Annotated in this window: 6 protein-coding genes; 2 read left to right on the top strand and 4 right to left on the bottom strand. The window is 46.2% G+C overall.

Annotated features, from left to right (window positions below; all coding sequences use genetic code 11):
- Positions 1 to 434 precede the first annotated feature (434 nt).
- The gene (locus tag CLV25_RS09985; protein WP_131839508.1) at positions 435 to 11,324 is read left to right on the top strand and encodes a hypothetical protein; all 10,890 of its coding nucleotides are present in this window, start codon (positions 435 to 437) and stop codon (positions 11,322 to 11,324) included.
- 62 nt (positions 11,325 to 11,386) lie between these two features.
- Here CLV25_RS09985 and CLV25_RS09980 read toward each other — a convergent pair whose 3' ends face one another.
- The 4 genes from CLV25_RS09980 to CLV25_RS09965 all read right to left on the bottom strand — a co-directional run bounded on the left by CLV25_RS09980 (position 11,387) and on the right by CLV25_RS09965 (position 15,375).
- Positions 11,387 to 12,439: a hypothetical protein gene (locus CLV25_RS09980; protein ID WP_131839507.1), complete on the bottom strand. Its 1,053-nt coding sequence runs from the start codon at positions 12,437 to 12,439 to the stop codon at positions 11,387 to 11,389.
- A gap of 44 nt (positions 12,440 to 12,483) precedes the next feature.
- Entirely contained in the window at positions 12,484 to 13,431 is a 948-nt protein-coding gene (locus CLV25_RS09975; protein WP_131839506.1) for a hypothetical protein, read from the bottom strand.
- 78 nt (positions 13,432 to 13,509) lie between these two features.
- The gene (locus tag CLV25_RS09970) at positions 13,510 to 13,992 is read right to left on the bottom strand and encodes a hypothetical protein (RefSeq protein ID WP_131839505.1); all 483 of its coding nucleotides are present in this window, start codon (positions 13,990 to 13,992) and stop codon (positions 13,510 to 13,512) included.
- A 105-nt stretch (positions 13,993 to 14,097) separates the two neighbouring features.
- Positions 14,098 to 15,375, bottom strand: a complete 1,278-nt coding sequence (locus tag CLV25_RS09965; protein WP_131839504.1) for an OmpA family protein — start codon at positions 15,373 to 15,375, stop codon at positions 14,098 to 14,100.
- 326 nt (positions 15,376 to 15,701) lie between these two features.
- Here CLV25_RS09965 and CLV25_RS09960 point away from each other — a divergent pair, with 326 nt between their 5' ends.
- Positions 15,702 to 17,282: a beta-N-acetylhexosaminidase gene (locus tag CLV25_RS09960; RefSeq protein WP_131839503.1), complete on the top strand. Its 1,581-nt coding sequence runs from the start codon at positions 15,702 to 15,704 to the stop codon at positions 17,280 to 17,282.
- Positions 17,283 to 17,888: the final 606 nt, after the last annotated feature.

The raw sequence follows: 17,888 nt of genomic DNA, 5'->3' as shown, positions 1-17,888 counted from the left end.
TTGTTTGTATTGCATATTTTATGTTTAAGGCATATGAAATTGTTAGTAATGCCTATTAGCTTTTCAGATAAAAGGTTGATATTTGTAGGTAAAATGGGGGATGTTCCATGGCTGTAATAGAAATGGGCATTCAGGCTGAAATTACTTTTGAATAATTTAATTGGATTAATAGGAGGGAAAATAGCAACTAACTGATTTAGAATTGAAGATTGCAATAGCACATGGCTTTGCATTGGTTTTAATCAAACCTTACCTATACAGTTTAAATTAAAGAGGTTTTTGTTAGCAGCATCTTACAGATGTTGGCTGATTGGCGTATGCGTATACGTCGTTGTGCCGCTATCGCAGTATTTTCAGAATCCCCCCGTTTGAGCAACGATCCGGTTGTTCGCTGATTGTACTTATTCGCTTTCTACTTTATACACTCTTTGACCATGGGTAAGGGAAACATTTTTACTGCCGCTCAACGACGCGCTACGCTTGTCGCTATTTTACTGCTATTTGCTCTTGTGCTCGCTCCGGGTGTGGGGTGGGGGCAGAATGTTGGTGATTATCGTACGAGAGTAACAGGGACGTGGAATTGGAATAACGCAGCAAACTGGCAGCGATGCGTTACTGCAGGAACATGGGCAGGGGCTACAACAACAACATATCCCGGACAACATGCAGGAACAGGAAACATAACAATCAGAAATAATACAACAGTTAGAGTAACTGCAGATGTTCCAAATAGTATAGGATCCCTCACCATTAATGGAGGTGGTAACGACTCTTACCTTCAGTTTAATTCAGGATGTAGTTTGCAAGTTACTGGTGGAACCTATCTAAATTCTGATAGTGATGATGATGAAAAGGCAATACGTGTAGATGCAGGATTATTTAGGACTGGGTCTATTACTCTTAGTTCAGAAGGTACTGGTAATACACGTGATGCTTATGTTCGAATAAGTTCAGGTAGTGTAACCGTTGATGGAGATGTGACTCTAAATAGTTCTAATCTTAGAACCTATATCTTATTCACAGGGGCTGGTACGCTTAATGTGGGAGGCGATATGTTTGGCGGTACTATTACTAGTGCTACAGGCGGGGGATCATCAGCCCCTACCCAAGGTGCCGTTAACTACAATGGTGCGGGAGCGCAAAGTGTTGGGGCCTACACCTACTACAACCTTACCACTTCCAATATAGGGGCTAAAACTATGCAGGGAGACGTTGCTGTTAATAATGACCTCGATCTGCAGCAAGGATCCCTTGCAATTGCTGACAATACTCTTAACCTATCGGGGACAGCTACCCGAACGGGAGCTGCGGCCGGAACCCTAATTGGTGGAGCTGCCAGCAACCTAAGTATTACTGGTAGTGGAGATTTGGGAACTTTATACTTTGAGAATGGAGCACAGCTGCTGAACGATCTTACGCTTAATCGGGCAACTTCGGGTACTGCAACTCTTGGAACTCCGCTTACCATAAATGGAGCATTCACGCTAACCAGCGGTAAGCTGGTGCTGGGGGCTAACGACCTAACTCTGGGTGCTGCTGCCTCCGTTGTGGGAACCTTTAGCGGCACCAGCATGGTTGATGTTGGTGGTGGCGGCGGCATGGTAAAGCAGGGAAATGGCAGCCCCGATTTCGTGATGACCTATCCGATAGGTATCGGTAGCGCCTACACCCCAATGCAGCTGGGCAGCCTATCAGTTGCAACGGTTGCACCAGATTCGTGGGTAAGGGTCGGCAGTTCTGCAACGCCAGCAGTAGGAGTTACGGGTAATACCCCCCTACTCCGCTATTGGATTACCAGCACCAGCGGTTTTGGAGGATCAGTTCTGGCCGATGTAAGCTTTCCCTACCTTGGAGGAGACGCTCCTATAGGTACATTTGGTACACACGATATGGTGTACAAGCCCGTGTTGGGGAACTGGGCTTACCCTAGAGGTGTTAGCGCTACTGGGGTAAACCCGTTGAGGGCATCGGCTGCTGCAACCCTTGATGCTGTTTGGACGGCAACTGTACCCGATAAGAAAATATTCTACTCGCTTAAGAGCGGCAGTTGGGACGATCCCACTACTTGGACGCTCGATCCTTCGGGAACCCAACCGTTGAATCCCAACAACCTGACCCCAACTACGTCGGTGACTTCAGACTTCGACGAGGTGTTTATTCTATCGGGTCGTACGGTTACTGTTCCAACCAATGGGAAAATCAACAAGCGCATTAACGTAGTAGGTTCGCTAGACTTTGGTCTTACAACAGGGCATAGCTTTACTTATATAGATGGTACGGGTCGTATCCGCTTGGCAGGGGATAACTTCCCCGCTGGCGATGCCACCGATTTTATAACAGCAGGCCAAGGTACCGTAGAGTACTACGGCGATACCCGCAGCATAACCACTCCAAGAACTTTTTATAGCGTGGAGGTTAATATGGATGCGGGTAAGGTGCTTACCTTGCTGGCCAACCATACCCTAAACGGAAACCTTACCGTTGCCAACGGCACCTTCAGCATAAGCGATGCTGCTGCTACTACAGCGCTAGCTATTACGGTTAAGGGTGATGTTATTGTGGCTGCCTCGGGTAAAATAGCAACGGGTAAGGCCAATGCTCGTCACCAGATGAACCTTTATGGGAACTTTACCAATAGCGGGGAGGTTCGTTTTACCAACCGTGCAGCTTCAAACTATGCCGCCGAGGCCACAGATGGTATTGTGGACGTTAACTTCTTGAATACAGCAGCCAGCCAAAGCGTACTCTGTAAGGGACTAACCAACTTCTACCGCATAGAGGTTGATAAGGGGGTCGATAATACCTATACCCTTAACCTCGATGCTACAGCTCCTGCCAACTTCAACCTGTTTGGCTATGCCAACGAGGATCATGCACCAGTAGCGCAGCTCACTGCCAACAATAATGCTCTTGGTTTGATACGTGGTACGGTGCGTATAGGGAATAGCATTGTCATCCCAACGCTATCAACAGCCAACCGTTACAACATTTCGGAAGCGGCCCAGCTGTGGGTAAATGGAGGAACGGTACAGAAGAATAGCGGGCAAACCATTGCCGTTTATGGCAAGCTTAAAGCTACTACTGGGCTACTTGAAGCTAAAATACAGAATGGTATTACCCTTTGCAGCAACGGCTCGTTGAACGTAGATGGTGGAACGGTGAATATTAACCAGCTGCGCACCTCCGACGAGACGGGGGGGCCACATAACGGCGCATATGTACAGTCGGGTGGAGCCGTAAACGTATTAGGTGGAACCGTTAACAACGACCACTACGTGTTTAGCCTGCCCAGCACAGCCAGCGTTTTCAATATGTCGGGTGGTACGCTTAAGGTAAATACAGCAGCAGGTAATGGGGCCATACTTATAAACTCCGATCCCGAAAACGTGAAGGTTGTTGGAGGTACTGTAGTTGGCGAGACTACAGCCGCTGACAATTTCCGTATCACCTCGCGTGCTCCTTTCTGGAACTTGGAGATGAAGAGTACCGCTGCCGGTAGTGGCTTCTTTACCCTTGGTGCTGCTAGCAATATTGGGGCCGCGAATATAAATGTAGGGGTGCAGCCCCTAAGGGTGCTTAACGACCTTAAGCTATGGGGAACAGGCGAAGTAACCTCTAAGGCCATCACCTTCGATCCTTCTACCAACGACGTATATATTGGAGGTTCGTTTATTGTAGAGAAGGGGGCAACCTATAGGCCAATAAGCGGAGGTGCCGCTCCGTACGATGCTACCGCCAGCCAGCCAACCTCACGCAATACCACCTACTTTAATAAAACAGCGGGTACTGCTGCCGTAGAGGAGCTTTACTGGGGCGAAACTTCAAGCCCGCTAGAGCTGGGGAATATCGTTGTCGATCGTACAACCGGCTACGAGGTTAAGGTTACCTCGGGCTCGGGACGTGCCAACGAGTCGGTTGCCGTTGATGTAAACGGTACTGCCTCGGTGCTGTCGGGTACGCTTAACCAAAACCTTTATACAATTAGAACATGGGGAGCCATTGAGAACAAAGGCCGTATGGGTACCTGGTATCCGGGTGTAACGCCTAGCCGTGCGCAGATTCAGATAATGGAAAACCCCTCGTTAATCCTTACTACCAGCAGCGATGCCGTCTTTGGTAACATTCAGGTTAACGTTACCCCTCCTGCTATGCTGTCACTTACTAGCGATACCTACGTGGAGCGTATGGAATACGTAAAGGGGCTTATCTACCTAAAGGGCTACAACCTTAAGGTAGACTACATGTGGAACTTTAATCCGGGGCTATTCGAAAATAGTACCGCAAACAGCTACCTGTCGGTAGCCAATAGCGGAGCATCTGGTAGCTCCATGATAATTACCGATGGTAAGGCCAGCGATGGTGGTTTGTCGCTTAAGGTTACCGCCAATTCCCTTGCCGAAAATCAGAATAATATCATTAACAACTTTGGTCCACTAACCTATCCGGTCGGCTTTACCACCGATGCTGGTTCAACGCTCTACTTCCGTCCTGCGCAGATGGTAGTTAAGGGCTATGCTGATGATGGCTATGTAACCATTCGCCCGGTGTTCGGATCTCTACAAACCACCAATCAGACTGGGGGCGAGGTACTGCAGCACTACTGGCGCGTGTCGCATAGCGGGTTTGCTACTAAGCCTACGGTGTCGTACCGCTTCTACTATCGTAACCAGAAGACTGTTCCCAACGTCGATTTAGTAGCTGGGGCTACCAATGAGGCAAGTTACGTTCCCGGTAAGGTACTAGACGAAAGCCCCTACACCCGCTTGTATGAAACCTCCGATGATATTTACAAAACGTTTGGTGGAGGTAACTCTCGCTTTATAACCATTAATGGTACAAGCACGGGGGCGCTGTTTACACCTTCCGCGGCAGGAATTACCCTCGAAAACGCCAACTATACAGCAGGGGTGCAGAATAGGTTCACGGGTAGCGTGCTTATATACTATACTAGAGATGTAGAACAACAAGCACAGTGGACAAATCCAAATGCTTGGACACGAAGCGATAAACTCAACCCTCTATACAAGCCACATGATAGCCGACAGCCTGCTGCTGGTACTATACCTGGCGCAGGTGATGTTGCCGTTGTCGGTTGGGTTCCTTGGGATGATGCTGGCCGACCCACCTTGTTAGGGCAACCGCACTGTATTTGGATTGGCGGGGTAAGCCAGCAAGTGGCAGAGGTTGTATTTACAAAAATGACAGATGCTGCTGGCAATCCAGTGCCAAGGAAGTATCGATCGAACTTCCAGTTTAGGCCAACGCTTTGTATTGATCAACCTGCCGGACAGTTGGTAGCCAAGTTAGTTAAGGGTGAGGGGCTATTCTGGAATAGGCAGAGCGATCCCGACTATACCAAGATGGATATTGGAGACTTTGCTCGTCAGGACTCTTCGTATGTCATCTACGAGAACTTTAGCGACAATAGGCATATCTCAAAGACTCCGGCATTGTTCCCAAACTTGTACATCTCAAATGACAACTGGGGTGGACAGAATTGGAATTTTACTTTTGATAATTCGTTAGAAACAACGGGTAATATAGAGTTGCTTGGGAATGTTAACCTCGTTCTGCCAACAGGCGCAACTGGTGATCTAACCATTGGTAGGAACCTTATCATGTTCGAAAATGGTTCTGGTGGTGGCGCTCAGGTAAACTATGGCAATACGGGTACCCGCCGTAAGATTGTTGTTAGAGGAGACTTGCTGATGAAGAATAGCAATAGCATTATACAGGTTCTGAATCCAAATGCTACAGCACCCCTTGTCGACCATGAACTGCATGTTGAGGGTAATATCGTTCAAGGAACATCAACGCTATCCTCTACAGGTTTGGACCTATGGAGTGGCGACAACAACGACCGTATTACGCTCTACCTCGATGGCCCCAATAGCATGACGTATAACCGGGTAAATGGGACTGTTCCCGATCTGTACCGCTTGGTCGTTAGCAAGGGGAATAACCAATCTACCACGGCGCAGTTTAATACGGATTACAACCTTAATGGTCTAACTTCGGGCGTTGGGGTAGCAAAGGCGCTGGAGTTGAGGAATGGTACCTTTATCTCCAACCCGAGCGCTGGGCATATCTTAAACCTAACAACAGGGAATGATTACTTTGATATACCCTCTACTGCAGGGCTCGAGATAAAACGGGGTACTGCACGTGCTATAGGGAATTCGGGCATTTCTCTCGATGGTACGCTAACCATTAGCGGCGGTACGCTCGATATGGTTACTGGTGGAGGCGAGAACTCCATAGAATACTCGGCTTCGGGTAATGCAACCATTGATATTTCAGGCGGAAACCTAAATGTTGGCGGGCAGATTCGTCGCAGCCTTACCTCCGATGCGGGTATTCTTAAGTACAAGCAAACTGGCGGTAGCGTTGTGGTAGGGCAGAATGCGGCAACAGCCAACTCTCGTGGGGTGTTTGAGATTCTTAATGCGGGAAGCTCGTTTACCATGACGGCGGGCGATCTCTACATCGCCCGTGCGCAAGTTAGTCCTGAGATTGCTTCTTTCTACTTTAATCCGACAACCTATAACATTGGTGGAGGTGCTAACATTAATATAGGGCACAGCACTACACCAGCAGGGCAAACTATTGGCATTTATGCTGGCAAGCCATTCCCATCGATAAGGGTAAACAACCAGAGTGGAAATAAGCCTACGGCTCAGCTGCTGGTTGTACCCGCAACCATATCCAGCCTGCTTACGGTTGATGCTGGTGCAACCTTCGATGCCAACGGCCTTGGGCTTACGCTTAATGGCAATATGAACTGTCAGGGAACGTTTATTCCGAAGGGGAATACCACTTACTTTTCGGGAACTGGCACGCAAACCGTATCAAGTGGAGGTGGTACTATTGATTTCTACAATCTTGATAAAACATCCTCCAGTAATGTAACGCTAGCTATAAATACTCCGTTGCTGGTTAGCAATGAGCTTCTGCTACGTGCGGGCACTTTTACTACAAATGCTAATACAGTAGAGGCAAAAGGTAATGTGCTAAATGATGCGCTACATGTAAGTTCGTTGGGAGCAACCAATGGTATTATTCTAAATGGTACCGTAAATCAGATACTAACAGGTAATGGAACATTTGGGAAACTAACCATAAATAACCCTAGTGGGGTAGATATTCCGGTGGGCAACCAACTAAAGATTACCAATTCTCTTAAAATGCAGGCTGGTGTATTAAACATAGGAAAGAATCTGCTCGATTTATTGTCGGGGGCTGTTATCGAGCAGGCATCAACCTTCTCAAAGAGCAATATGATTACCACCAATATTTCGTTTACCGATAATGGGGTGCGTAAGTTTTTCCCCTCGGGCGCACAGTCCAGCTTTATATTTCCTGTGGGGTCGGCTGATAAGTACACCCCAGTAGCTATAAAGGTTGATGGCAACACTAGTAGTACAGGTAGTATTACCGTAAAGCCTGCCAATGAGGTTCATCCAAGCATTGTGGAAGATTCCGAAACGGGTACCCAAATTGTAGATAAGGATAATGCGCTTCAATACTATTGGACCCTAAAGGCCGATAACTTGAGCAGCTTTAGTGGTACCGCAAGAATGAGGTACATTGATGCCGATGTGAAGGTTACATCGCCCTATACGGTGGCAGACTACATTACCGCACGGCTTTTATCGGATGGTTCGGGGACATGGAATAAGTTCACTGTAGATGAATTTGATGAAAGTACCAAAGATTTGATTTTTTTATTCTCTAATACTGATGCTGCTGGAGTAAGCGGCGACTATACTGCAGGAGCCTGCGATGCCACTAAGAATGGTGCAATACCCGATAAGGTAGCTAAATATGAAACTATAGATAATGGTGATTGGACTACAGCAACAGTTTGGACTCCCAATGTAGCAGGTGGCCCTAGAGGTGCTATTGCTAAGATTAATGCACCCCATACAGTGGACGTTTCTACTAATAACCTTGCTGGCTACATGACTGAGGTGTACGGTAAGCTGATGCTTTACTCCACCTACGGACATCGTTTGGGTATTGTAAACGGTAATGGTACCATTTATAGTGAGATTGGCGAAATACCTGCAGCTGTTTACGATGACTTCTTCTCTACAGCAGGAGGAACGCTAGAGTTTGGAGGTACCAACAAAAGCTACGAGTTTTTGGGGAACATCTTTGAGGTAAACCACCTCTTGTTTACCGGAAGTGGCGTGCGTCGCTTCCCTAATAATAACCTAACGCTAAATGGCAATCTTATTATTGACGGTGATACTGGATTAGATTTGGTAAACTACTACAACCGAACCTTGAGTGTTAAGGGCAATATAGAACGGGTTGGAGGGACTTTCGATGCGGGAAGTGGTGTGAATGCTACTGTTGCTATGGTTGGGAGCCTACCTCAAACTATTAAGGGAACTTTTGTAGATGGAAATGCCCTAAATAATCTTGTGGTAAATAATTTGAATGGGGTGTCGGTGGTTAACAATATTGAGATTGATGGAGACCTAAAGCTTACTGGTGGGTTAATTACGGTTCCTTCTGGAACTCAGTTTAAGCTCAACTATGGCGCTACCGCTTCTCCATCCGCAGGAATACCATTGTCGTTTGTAAATGGTGTGCTTACTAAGGCTATGATGACGGGTAATAACTTTACGTTCCCTATTGGTAACTTTTCTGACACCAAAGCACATGGTCCTATATCGTTGCTTAACGTGTCGGGTCCTGCCGGAATAACCGACTGGAGTGCCTCGTATTCTTATGCCGATGCGACTAACGTAGGCTTGCCAACTGATAGTTTCGAAGCGCCTATCTCTACCGTTAGCCACTCTGAGTACTGGAAGATACAGGCTCCTAATGGAGGTCAATCGCAAATTAGTATAGCTCTCGACGGTTCGAGCGATGTTGCGAGTACGATTCCTGATATGAGCAACCTAAGGGTTGTGGGATGGAATGCTACTACATCAAAGTGGGAGGTGGTTGGAGATGGGGCTGCTGTCTCCGGGTCTAGTACCAACGGTACAGTAACCACCACCTCGTCGGTAAGTTTTGGGAGCTATACCCACTTTACCCTAGGCTCTGTGATGCCATTGTCTGCTAGTTCGGCATCGTTTACTAGCCCGGGTACGGTTAATCTTTGTAGCGGTAGTTCTACCACTATGACAGTAACCTTTTCGGGAACTCCTCCTTGGGTCCTTACCTATAAGGCTGGGGCAACAACCATAACAACTCCCCCGTTGGCAACCAGTCCATACAGCATTACCGTTACGCCTGCAGCCTCTACTACCTATACGCTTACAGGAATTACAGCTAATGGAATTGCTGGTACCATTACAGGTACAACATCGGTTGTCGTAAATGTGAACCCTATGCCTACCGTTGTGGTGTCGAGTAACGATGCCGATAACACCATCTGCGAAGGGTCTAGCATTACGTTTACAGCTACAAGTGGTTTAACCAACTATACCTTTAGGGTAAACGGTGCTGTAGTGCAAAATGGAGGAAGCAATACTTATACTCCACCGACTACATTATTACCTGCCGGAACTCAATCTGTTGATGTTATTGCAACCAATTCTGGGGGCTGCTCGTCAACCAGTAGTGCCGTTGTGGTTACGGTAAACCCAAAGCCGGCTGCCGCTGGGTTGATTGGTGGCGATGTGTCGGTTTGTAAGAATACTACGGTTGTATATACTGTGCCAGCCATTGATAATGCATCATCATACGAATGGAAGGTAAACGGGGTGGCGGTTGGCCCTACGGGGGGGGCGGCATCTCTTTCGTTTAGTGTGGCAGGTCCTACAACAATCTCGGTAAGCGGTAAGAATAGTTGTGGAATCGGAACAGCCTCTACGTATGCTATCAATGTATCGAATGGAGGTTCGGTAACCGAAAAGAAAAATATAAGTAGCGGAGCGCAATCGGTGTGTAAAGGTGATGTTGCCTATACCTATACGGTTCCTGTAATAGCGAATGCTTCGGGGTATAAGTGGTACTATAGTAACGCTGGTGCGGTAGAACATACCACAGGTTCGGATATTCAAGGGGGATTGGTTACTGCTACTAATAGCATAACCTTAAGCTATTCACCTACGGCTTCGTCTGGATACTTAACAGTTAGAGGTGTAAGCGGTTGTACGGCAGGTGATGGTCCTCTTTCTGATGCTTATTCTGTTGCCGTCAACACTCCACCAACGGCAACCATATCTCCCCTTGCGCCTTCTGTATGTAGTGGGTCTTTAGTCGTTATTACGGCAGCACCTGCTGGCGGAACAGGTACCTATACCCACAGTTGGACAGGTACAGGCGCAGGATCGTTATCAAGTACGACGGAATTAGCTCCATCGTTTGCCAATGCAACAGGAGGTTCTTACGACCTTACTTATAAGGTTACAGATAGTAAAGGGTGTGTTGGTACAGCAACTACCACAGTTGTTGTTAACCAGGCTCCTGTTGCTAATGCTGGTCCTGATGCTTTAGGTATTTGTACAGGAAAATCACCAATACAGATGTCGGAGGCTACCGCTACAGGTTCATATAGTGGTACTCCTACATGGAGTGGAACTGGTGGTACTTGGACACAAAGTCCCGATCCTGCGTTGGCAACCTTTACCCCTTCATCGCCATCGGGTACTGCAACGGTAAGGCTTACGCTTACAGGAACTAACGGTTGTAGTGATGTATACGACGAGCGTGAGATATCGTGGAATAAAATACCCGATCAGTTGGGTGCCTTTACAGTGAGTGATGTCTCGGTATGTAAGGGCGAAACTGGAGTGACTTATACTGTTCCTGCTGATGCGCTTGCAACCAGCTACGAGTGGAGTTATACGGGAACTAATGCTACCATTAACGGTACTGGCAATAGCGTTACACTAGATTTTGCTGCAAATGCAACAAGTGGTACGCTAAAGGTAAAGGGAGTAAATAGTTGCGGGAAGAGTTCGCTATCGCGCGATATTAGTATTACGGTAAACTCGTTGCCTCCGGCTCCTATACTTTCGGAGATTAGTAAGTGTGCTGGTGACGCTCCAGCTCTTAGCATCACGAATGGGGCAGTTGGATACACCTACCAATGGTCGGTAACAACTTCCAACTATTCTATTTTACCTGCCGAGTTAAACAGCGAAACTCCAGTATTGCATACTCCAACTAACGATCAGCTATTCCCTGCTGGTAATACTGATTTGGTTTCGTATCCTGATGTTAAGGTTATAGTTACAAATACCAATGGCTGTCAGAATTCGGTAACGAATGGCAGTACAGAAGTTGACGCTAAGATTAAGGTTCATCGTATTCCACGTACCGGCCCACCCTACCACGTTGGCAACAACGTTGCAAAATAATATAGAAGGCTGCACCTTGTTGGGGCAGCCTTCCTTTTTGTTGTTTTATGCGAGGGGTGATACTATTTTACCAGTGCAAATATCCGAGCCCATATGGTAGGGCTATTGTATAGCTCGGCTATTTTGTTGTCGGAAAGTTCGTACCCAATATTCTGTTTTGGAGTATATAGGCGGGGCGATGATTCGTTCTCTATTACCTCAGTTTTTATGTTCCATCTCATCACCATTAGCTGTATGGTGCCTTTGCCCTTCTCAATTAGGTTGTAGTTAGGGCGTACTAGGGGTTCGCCCTGATCCTTGTCGCTTTCGGGAACCAGTCCCGAAAAGTTGTCGTATTTTTCCATCGCACCCAAGGCATAGTAGGCTTGCTGCTGGCGTTCCTGGGCTGATAGGTTCTGTAGTTCCTCTTTTAATAAGGAAATCACATCTGGGGTTTTGTTGCTAGCAGCGTACTCTTTTACCACACCTTCCATCTCTTTCTTAAACTCGGCTGCTGCCTGTTTGTCCGTTTTCAACAGTTCTCTGTAAGTCTTATCTATCTCTTTTTGGTATTCGTCGGCAGTCATTGTTTGTCCGTAGCCTTTTTGCTTTTTTTCTTCTTCGGCTATTAGCGCTTTAAGGTATTCTTCTCGTGTAACCGGAACGAACAGCGGCTTGTGGGATTTCCCGATAATGGTGGTTTCAAAATACCCGTTGTAGTAAATAGGGTAACCGAAAAATTCGGCTACCTTCAGAGGCTTAATGTAGATATCAGCAACCACCGAACTACGGAATATCTTTAAAGGATCGTTGAAGTAAACGTTTAGCGAGGCTCCTCCGTTGGTAAGGGTTATCCCATCCTGCGAAAAGTAGGGCTCGACCATTACTTCTAATTGGGTGTTGTCCCCGTGGGCTGTTAGCTTAAAGCCTTGTGGAGATATGAATGGTTGCCACGAGGAGATAACCGAAAATATCTTTGCTGCATTGCTACTGGGGATGCCCGATATCTTATTTACCACTTCGCCTTTATAGTGGGGTAGAAAGGTTACTCCATTTTCTTCCTCGTTTGTGTCCTGACCGAAGGATGGCATATGCATAAGCGCAAATGCAACGATATAGAGGATATGCTTTTTCATTCGAGAATGATTAGGGGTTGTTGGTTTGATGGAAATTTCCTATTCTACCTATAGGGATTTGCTATGGGCAAGAATACATCGTACATATCCTTTGCAAATTCTTTTACCAATGCCAGTGCTGCCACCTCGGGTGTTTGGGTTGCATTTAGGTTGATGCCGGTTTGCTCGTTCAGCAAGTTATTCTTCAGGGTTTGTATCTGGGTAATCAGTACAATCATTTTGGGCAGGTCTGCTTCTTTTTTGGCGATAAGCAGCTTTTTCTTAGGAGTCATGTGGCTGCAGTATGCTTCGTAGCAGGGCTGCTCGTTTTTAGCCAAATACTCTTCTATAGCTTTCTCGTTAATGCAGTGTTCTCCCTGATACCTAGGTTCAGGAGCGTTTCTGCGCACTTTTTCGAGACAGGTGTCGAGTTTGGTTTTTGCTAATCTTTCTTGCTTGTCGAAGTCGAGCTGCATGGCCGACCAGCTGGTGGTATATGCGGCAAACTCTTTTTCTAGTTTGCTGATTTCTTCGCTATTGTTGTAGAGTTTTTTGTCCTGAGCCTGTTTCTGCTTGGCTTTCCCCGTTTTTGCGTAGGCTTTGGCCCACTGCTCTTGCTCGGCTTCGCTCATGTTCTCGATCTTTTTTATATCCTCTACGCTCATGCCGTATTGCTCGAGTACTTTTTGCTGCATCAGCTTTTCGCCTTCGGCCTCATTGTCGGAGTTCGAAAGCTTATTTAACTTTTGCTGCGATATGCCGGTCTTCTTAGAGAGGCTTTGCATCATCTGGTTTTGCGTGGGTTGTAGCTGCTCAATGCGTTCAACATCGACCTCTATCGCCTCTATTACCATTAGAATGAGGGATCGATAGCTGTCTTCATCTGCGCTCGAAATGCTGCAGATGTTCTCGGGTAGGGGTGGCAGCTGCGATAAATGCTTTTGTGCTAGATTCTGAGCTAAGAGGGTTTGGCTCCAAAGCAGCGTGCAAACAATGATTAAGGTGGTTTTCATCTGAAAAAATTGCTAGTGCATGAAACACCCATATGATTGCTTCATTTTAAAGGGCTTTTTATATGGGTGTTTCCTGTTTTATTTTTTGAATTTTATTCCTTTCAGTATTATAGGAATGTCTTTGGCTAGCATGCCAAAGCTGTCGGCCGTGCTTCCAAACGATATGTTCTGGCACTTCCCGTTTACCATTACGTAGATGCTTTGCATCTTCATCTTTAGTACCATACCTCCTGCTTTTGCTGTGTAGGTATAGGTTGTGCTTTGGGCGTCTTGTCCGTCAACTTTTAGGAATTCATCTTTTGCAAAGGATGCATCGGAAAAGTACTTGCCAATTTGCTGTTTGGCAGTATTTACGGCATTACCCAGCGTTTTCCCGTTTAGTTGAGTTTCCTCCTTAATCATAAACGATGCCCCATTCTTTAGATATTGGTGCTCGAGCACCGATCCTTGTACCTTGGCCCATCCTGGAGGTGTGGTAACTGTAATGTTACCTTTGCTCCGTTGTGCAAATACCCCAAGGGTAAGCACAATTGCGCATAGAAGAAGTAGCGTTTTACGCATGGCTATCAATTTAAAATTAAACATTGAATAGCCACCGGATTATACTATTACCTTGTTGCTTGTGTATACCCGGTGGTTTGTTTATACGAAAAAATGGAGTGTAAGCTACTGCTTCACAAACTCCACCCTGCGGTTTTTCGCGCGGCCTTCGGGGGTGTCGTTGTTATCTATGGGCTTGCTCATTCCATGTCCCTTAGCCGAAAGACGACTGGCGCTAATTCCCATTTCCTTCAGTTTTTCGCACACTGCCTTAGCGCGTGATTCGGAAAGAGTTTGGTTTTGGGTTGTGTTGCCAGTATTGTCGGTGTGTCCTTCCACGGAGAATCTCAGGTCTGGGTATTTCTGGAGAATGGAAAATATCTCGTTGATGGTTCCCATCGACTGTGGCTTGATGGTTGCCTTGTTTACGTCGAATGTGATGCCGTAGGTTACAATTTTACCATCGGTAAGCAGCTTGTTATACAGAGGCACGGCGCCTTTGGCGATGCGAATGTTCTTAATGTGGAAAACGCTATTGTCTTCCGGTCCGCGGGCAAATAATTTTATTTTTACAGGTTTTTCGGTAATGTTCGGGATGTTGGCTACACGCTTGGCGTCCATATATACCTTCATTGCCCGTTTGTTGAACGACAAAGCGTAATGATGCCATCCTTGACTGTTGTCGTATGTGTCTTCGCTTGTTCTTTCGTTGGTATTGTTGTTCCAGTTAAACAAGAATCGGGTGTTGTCTTTCCAAAATTGCGAATTGGCGATTACTTCATCACTGTTGTTTATAAACTCAACGGCGGTTTCACCTTCCGCCCCGTCGATGAGCAAATCAAATTCCAATGTAAATTCATCGGGAAGTTTGAAAGATTTGTCTCTAAAAAGAGGCGTGATATAGGTAAAACCAACAATGGCAAGTGTATTCTCGCCGTTGACTTGGGCAACCTCGGCATTCCCTTCCACTAAGTCCCATTTGCTTGGGAATTCGCCCTTCTGTTCTCCTTTTAGGTCGTCTTCAAAAATCACCTCGTTGCCGGGTACAAAGTCGTATTTTGTATAGGAAACATCAGCTCGTTGCTGTGTGGCTTTTGGCGATGATGCCTCCATTTCTTCGTTGCTTGTTTCTCCACCTTTTTGGGTAGAAGCACCTTTTTTCCCTTTTTTAGCCGACTTCTTTACGGCATCTTCGGTTTTATCAAGCCCTTTGTCTATGGCTTCTTCGCTTTTGTTCTCGATGCGCTCTTCAACTTTTTCGACAGCCTTTTCTTTTACCCGGTTGCCCATTTTTTCGATCCAAGTTTGGGCCGATAGGCTATTGGAGGTTCCAAATAGGAGAAAAGCCACAACAATTAACGGTAATGCGTTTTTTGTTAGAATTGTAGTTCTTTGTTTATTCATAATATCCGGTTTTAATTGGCTTAAAAATAGTAAAAAAGAAACAAAGTGTACAAAAAGTGTGCTGGTTTTAACTAAACCTCTTTTGTTCGTAGTTTTTATTCATGATATCATGACGCACGACAAATGCGTCACGAGAGGCCTCGGTAAGGTTGGTATAGTCTGTTAAGTGCAGTTGATATACGATGCAGGGCTAGGCAGTTTCTCTGTTTTTCTGTTGGTTTGATTATTGCTCCGAATGGTTATATTTATTGCAAGGCATTGTCGAATACAAAAAGCGTGTTACTGAATTTGAGGATGTATGCCCTAATCGTTTTAATCTAAACATTATGAAGAAACTACTAATCTGTGCGCTGCTTTTAGCCATGAGTTTTGTCTCGTTTGGGCAGCAACCCTACACCATTATTCCCTATCCCAACCAGTTGGATAAGCTGAGTGGTGCTTTTGAGTTTAAGCAAAATCTTAGCGTAACTCTTCCTCGTTCTTTTGCCTCGGAGTTAAAGTGGCTGACTGCAACTTTTAAGGACGAATATGGTATTGCTATAGCCACGAGCGCTAAAGGACAGGTTGTCTTTAAGCAGGATAAGACGATGGCAAATGAGGCTTATCGCTTGACAGTGGCTTCGGATAAAATAGCCATCGAGGCAGCAACACCTACTGGCTGTTTTTATGCGGTACAGTCGCTACGTCATCTTATGCAGCTTACCGGCACAGGGAACTACCGCATTGCGGCTTGTAAGATAGAGGACAAGCCTGCCTTTGGGTGGCGCGCTTTTATGCTCGACGAGTCGCGTAACTTTAAGGGTAAGGCTGTTGTTAAGCAGATGCTCGATCAGATGGCGCTGCTTAAGATGAACGTTTTCCATTGGCACCTAACCGACGATCAGGGTTGGCGTATCGAAATAAAGAAGTACCCTCTACTTACCGAGGTCGGCGCTTGGCGAGATAGCACCCAAAGCGGCATATGGCCTACCGGATGGAAGAGCACAACGTTCGACCCCAACGCCCACGGTGGGTACTACACCCAAGATGATATTCGCGAGATTGTAGCCTATGCTGCAGCACGACATATTACCATTGTCCCCGAGATAGAGATGCCCGGACATGCTTCGGCTGCTGTTGCCGCTTACCCTTGGTTGGGCACTACAGGCGAAGCCATTAAGGTGCCTAGCAGCTACGGTTTCCTTAAACCGGTAGTTTACAATATTGCCGACGAGCGCGTATATACCTTTATAGAGGATGTGCTTAAAGAGGTAATGGCGCTTTTCCCCAGCAAAGTGATTCATATTGGAGGCGATGAGGTTAACTACGATCCATGGAAGCAATGTACAGCCATAACCCAGCTCATGGAGCGCGAGGGCTTTAAGAACTACTCCGATGTGCAAATCTACTTTACCAATCGCGTGTCTAACTTTATCGATAGCCAGAAGCGCAGCATGATGGGATGGAACGAGATCTTAGGTAAGAATGTGCACGAATGGTCGAGCGAGAGCGACGCTACCGGCTCCTTGGCTAAGAGCTCCATTATTCACTTCTGGAAGGGCAAATCGGAGATGCTAAAGGATGCTATTACCAGAGGATATAGTGTGGTTAATTCCGATAATCCTTATACCTATCTCGATTACGACCATAAGGCAATTCCTTTGTCAAAAGCCTATTCGTTTAACCCCGTACCTCAAGGCATAAGCGAGAACGAGGCTAAGCAGGTATTGGGTCTTGGATGCCAAATGTGGTGCGAGTTTATCCCTAAGGTTACTGATCTTTACAGCCATGTTTTCCCTCGTATTGCCGCATATGCCGAGGTTGGTTGGACACAAACCGCCAATAAGGACTACGATCGCTTTACTAAGTCGCTTACCACGCTAAAGCGCTATTGGGATAGCAAGGGTATTACCTATTATACCGAGTAGTAGAGTTACAAAAATGAGTTGTTGGCGAGTCGATAGAGTGAATTCTGGGGCTCGCCAATTTTTTGTTCCATAACGAATAGGATGGCAGTAGAACCTGTGGATTGCTGCATCTTGTAGAATACATTTAACCACGTCGTGGTTGTTTATTCCGGGCAAATGCATTTAAAAATATAGGAGCGTTAAACAAGTAGGCTCACATAGTACCTCCCAATGTTTTGAAAGTTGAACATCGAAACTAGGTGAAAATAAAAAACAAAACACGGATACACTGAGACTCTGAGACTCAGAGTTCACGGAGGGAGTTTTTCTGGTTTGAGGTTTTTGATCCATTAATACTTTAGAACACAGAGTGCAACCTTCGGCTGCGAGAGGCTGTCCAAAAAGTATCAAGACAAACGTATCACGTATCAATAATACTTTTAAACCAGCCCCAGAGCATATTCTAAGGAGTGGGGCGTTTTCGTGATACGCATATCGTGCTACGTAATATTCCTTTTTGGACACCATCATTCCTCGTATGTTTGCATGCCCAAAAAAGAGAGGACCAATTGTACTCTGAGAGTTGTATTTTCGGAAGACGATTGGAGAAGGATAGAGAGCAACTGT

It is taken from the genome of Acetobacteroides hydrogenigenes, from assembly GCF_004340205.1.
In the GTDB taxonomy this organism is placed as follows: Bacteria; Bacteroidota; Bacteroidia; order Bacteroidales; family ZOR0009; genus Acetobacteroides; species Acetobacteroides hydrogenigenes.
Note: the sequence above shows the minus strand (reverse complement) of the source record. Positions and strands in the feature narration are given on the sequence as shown.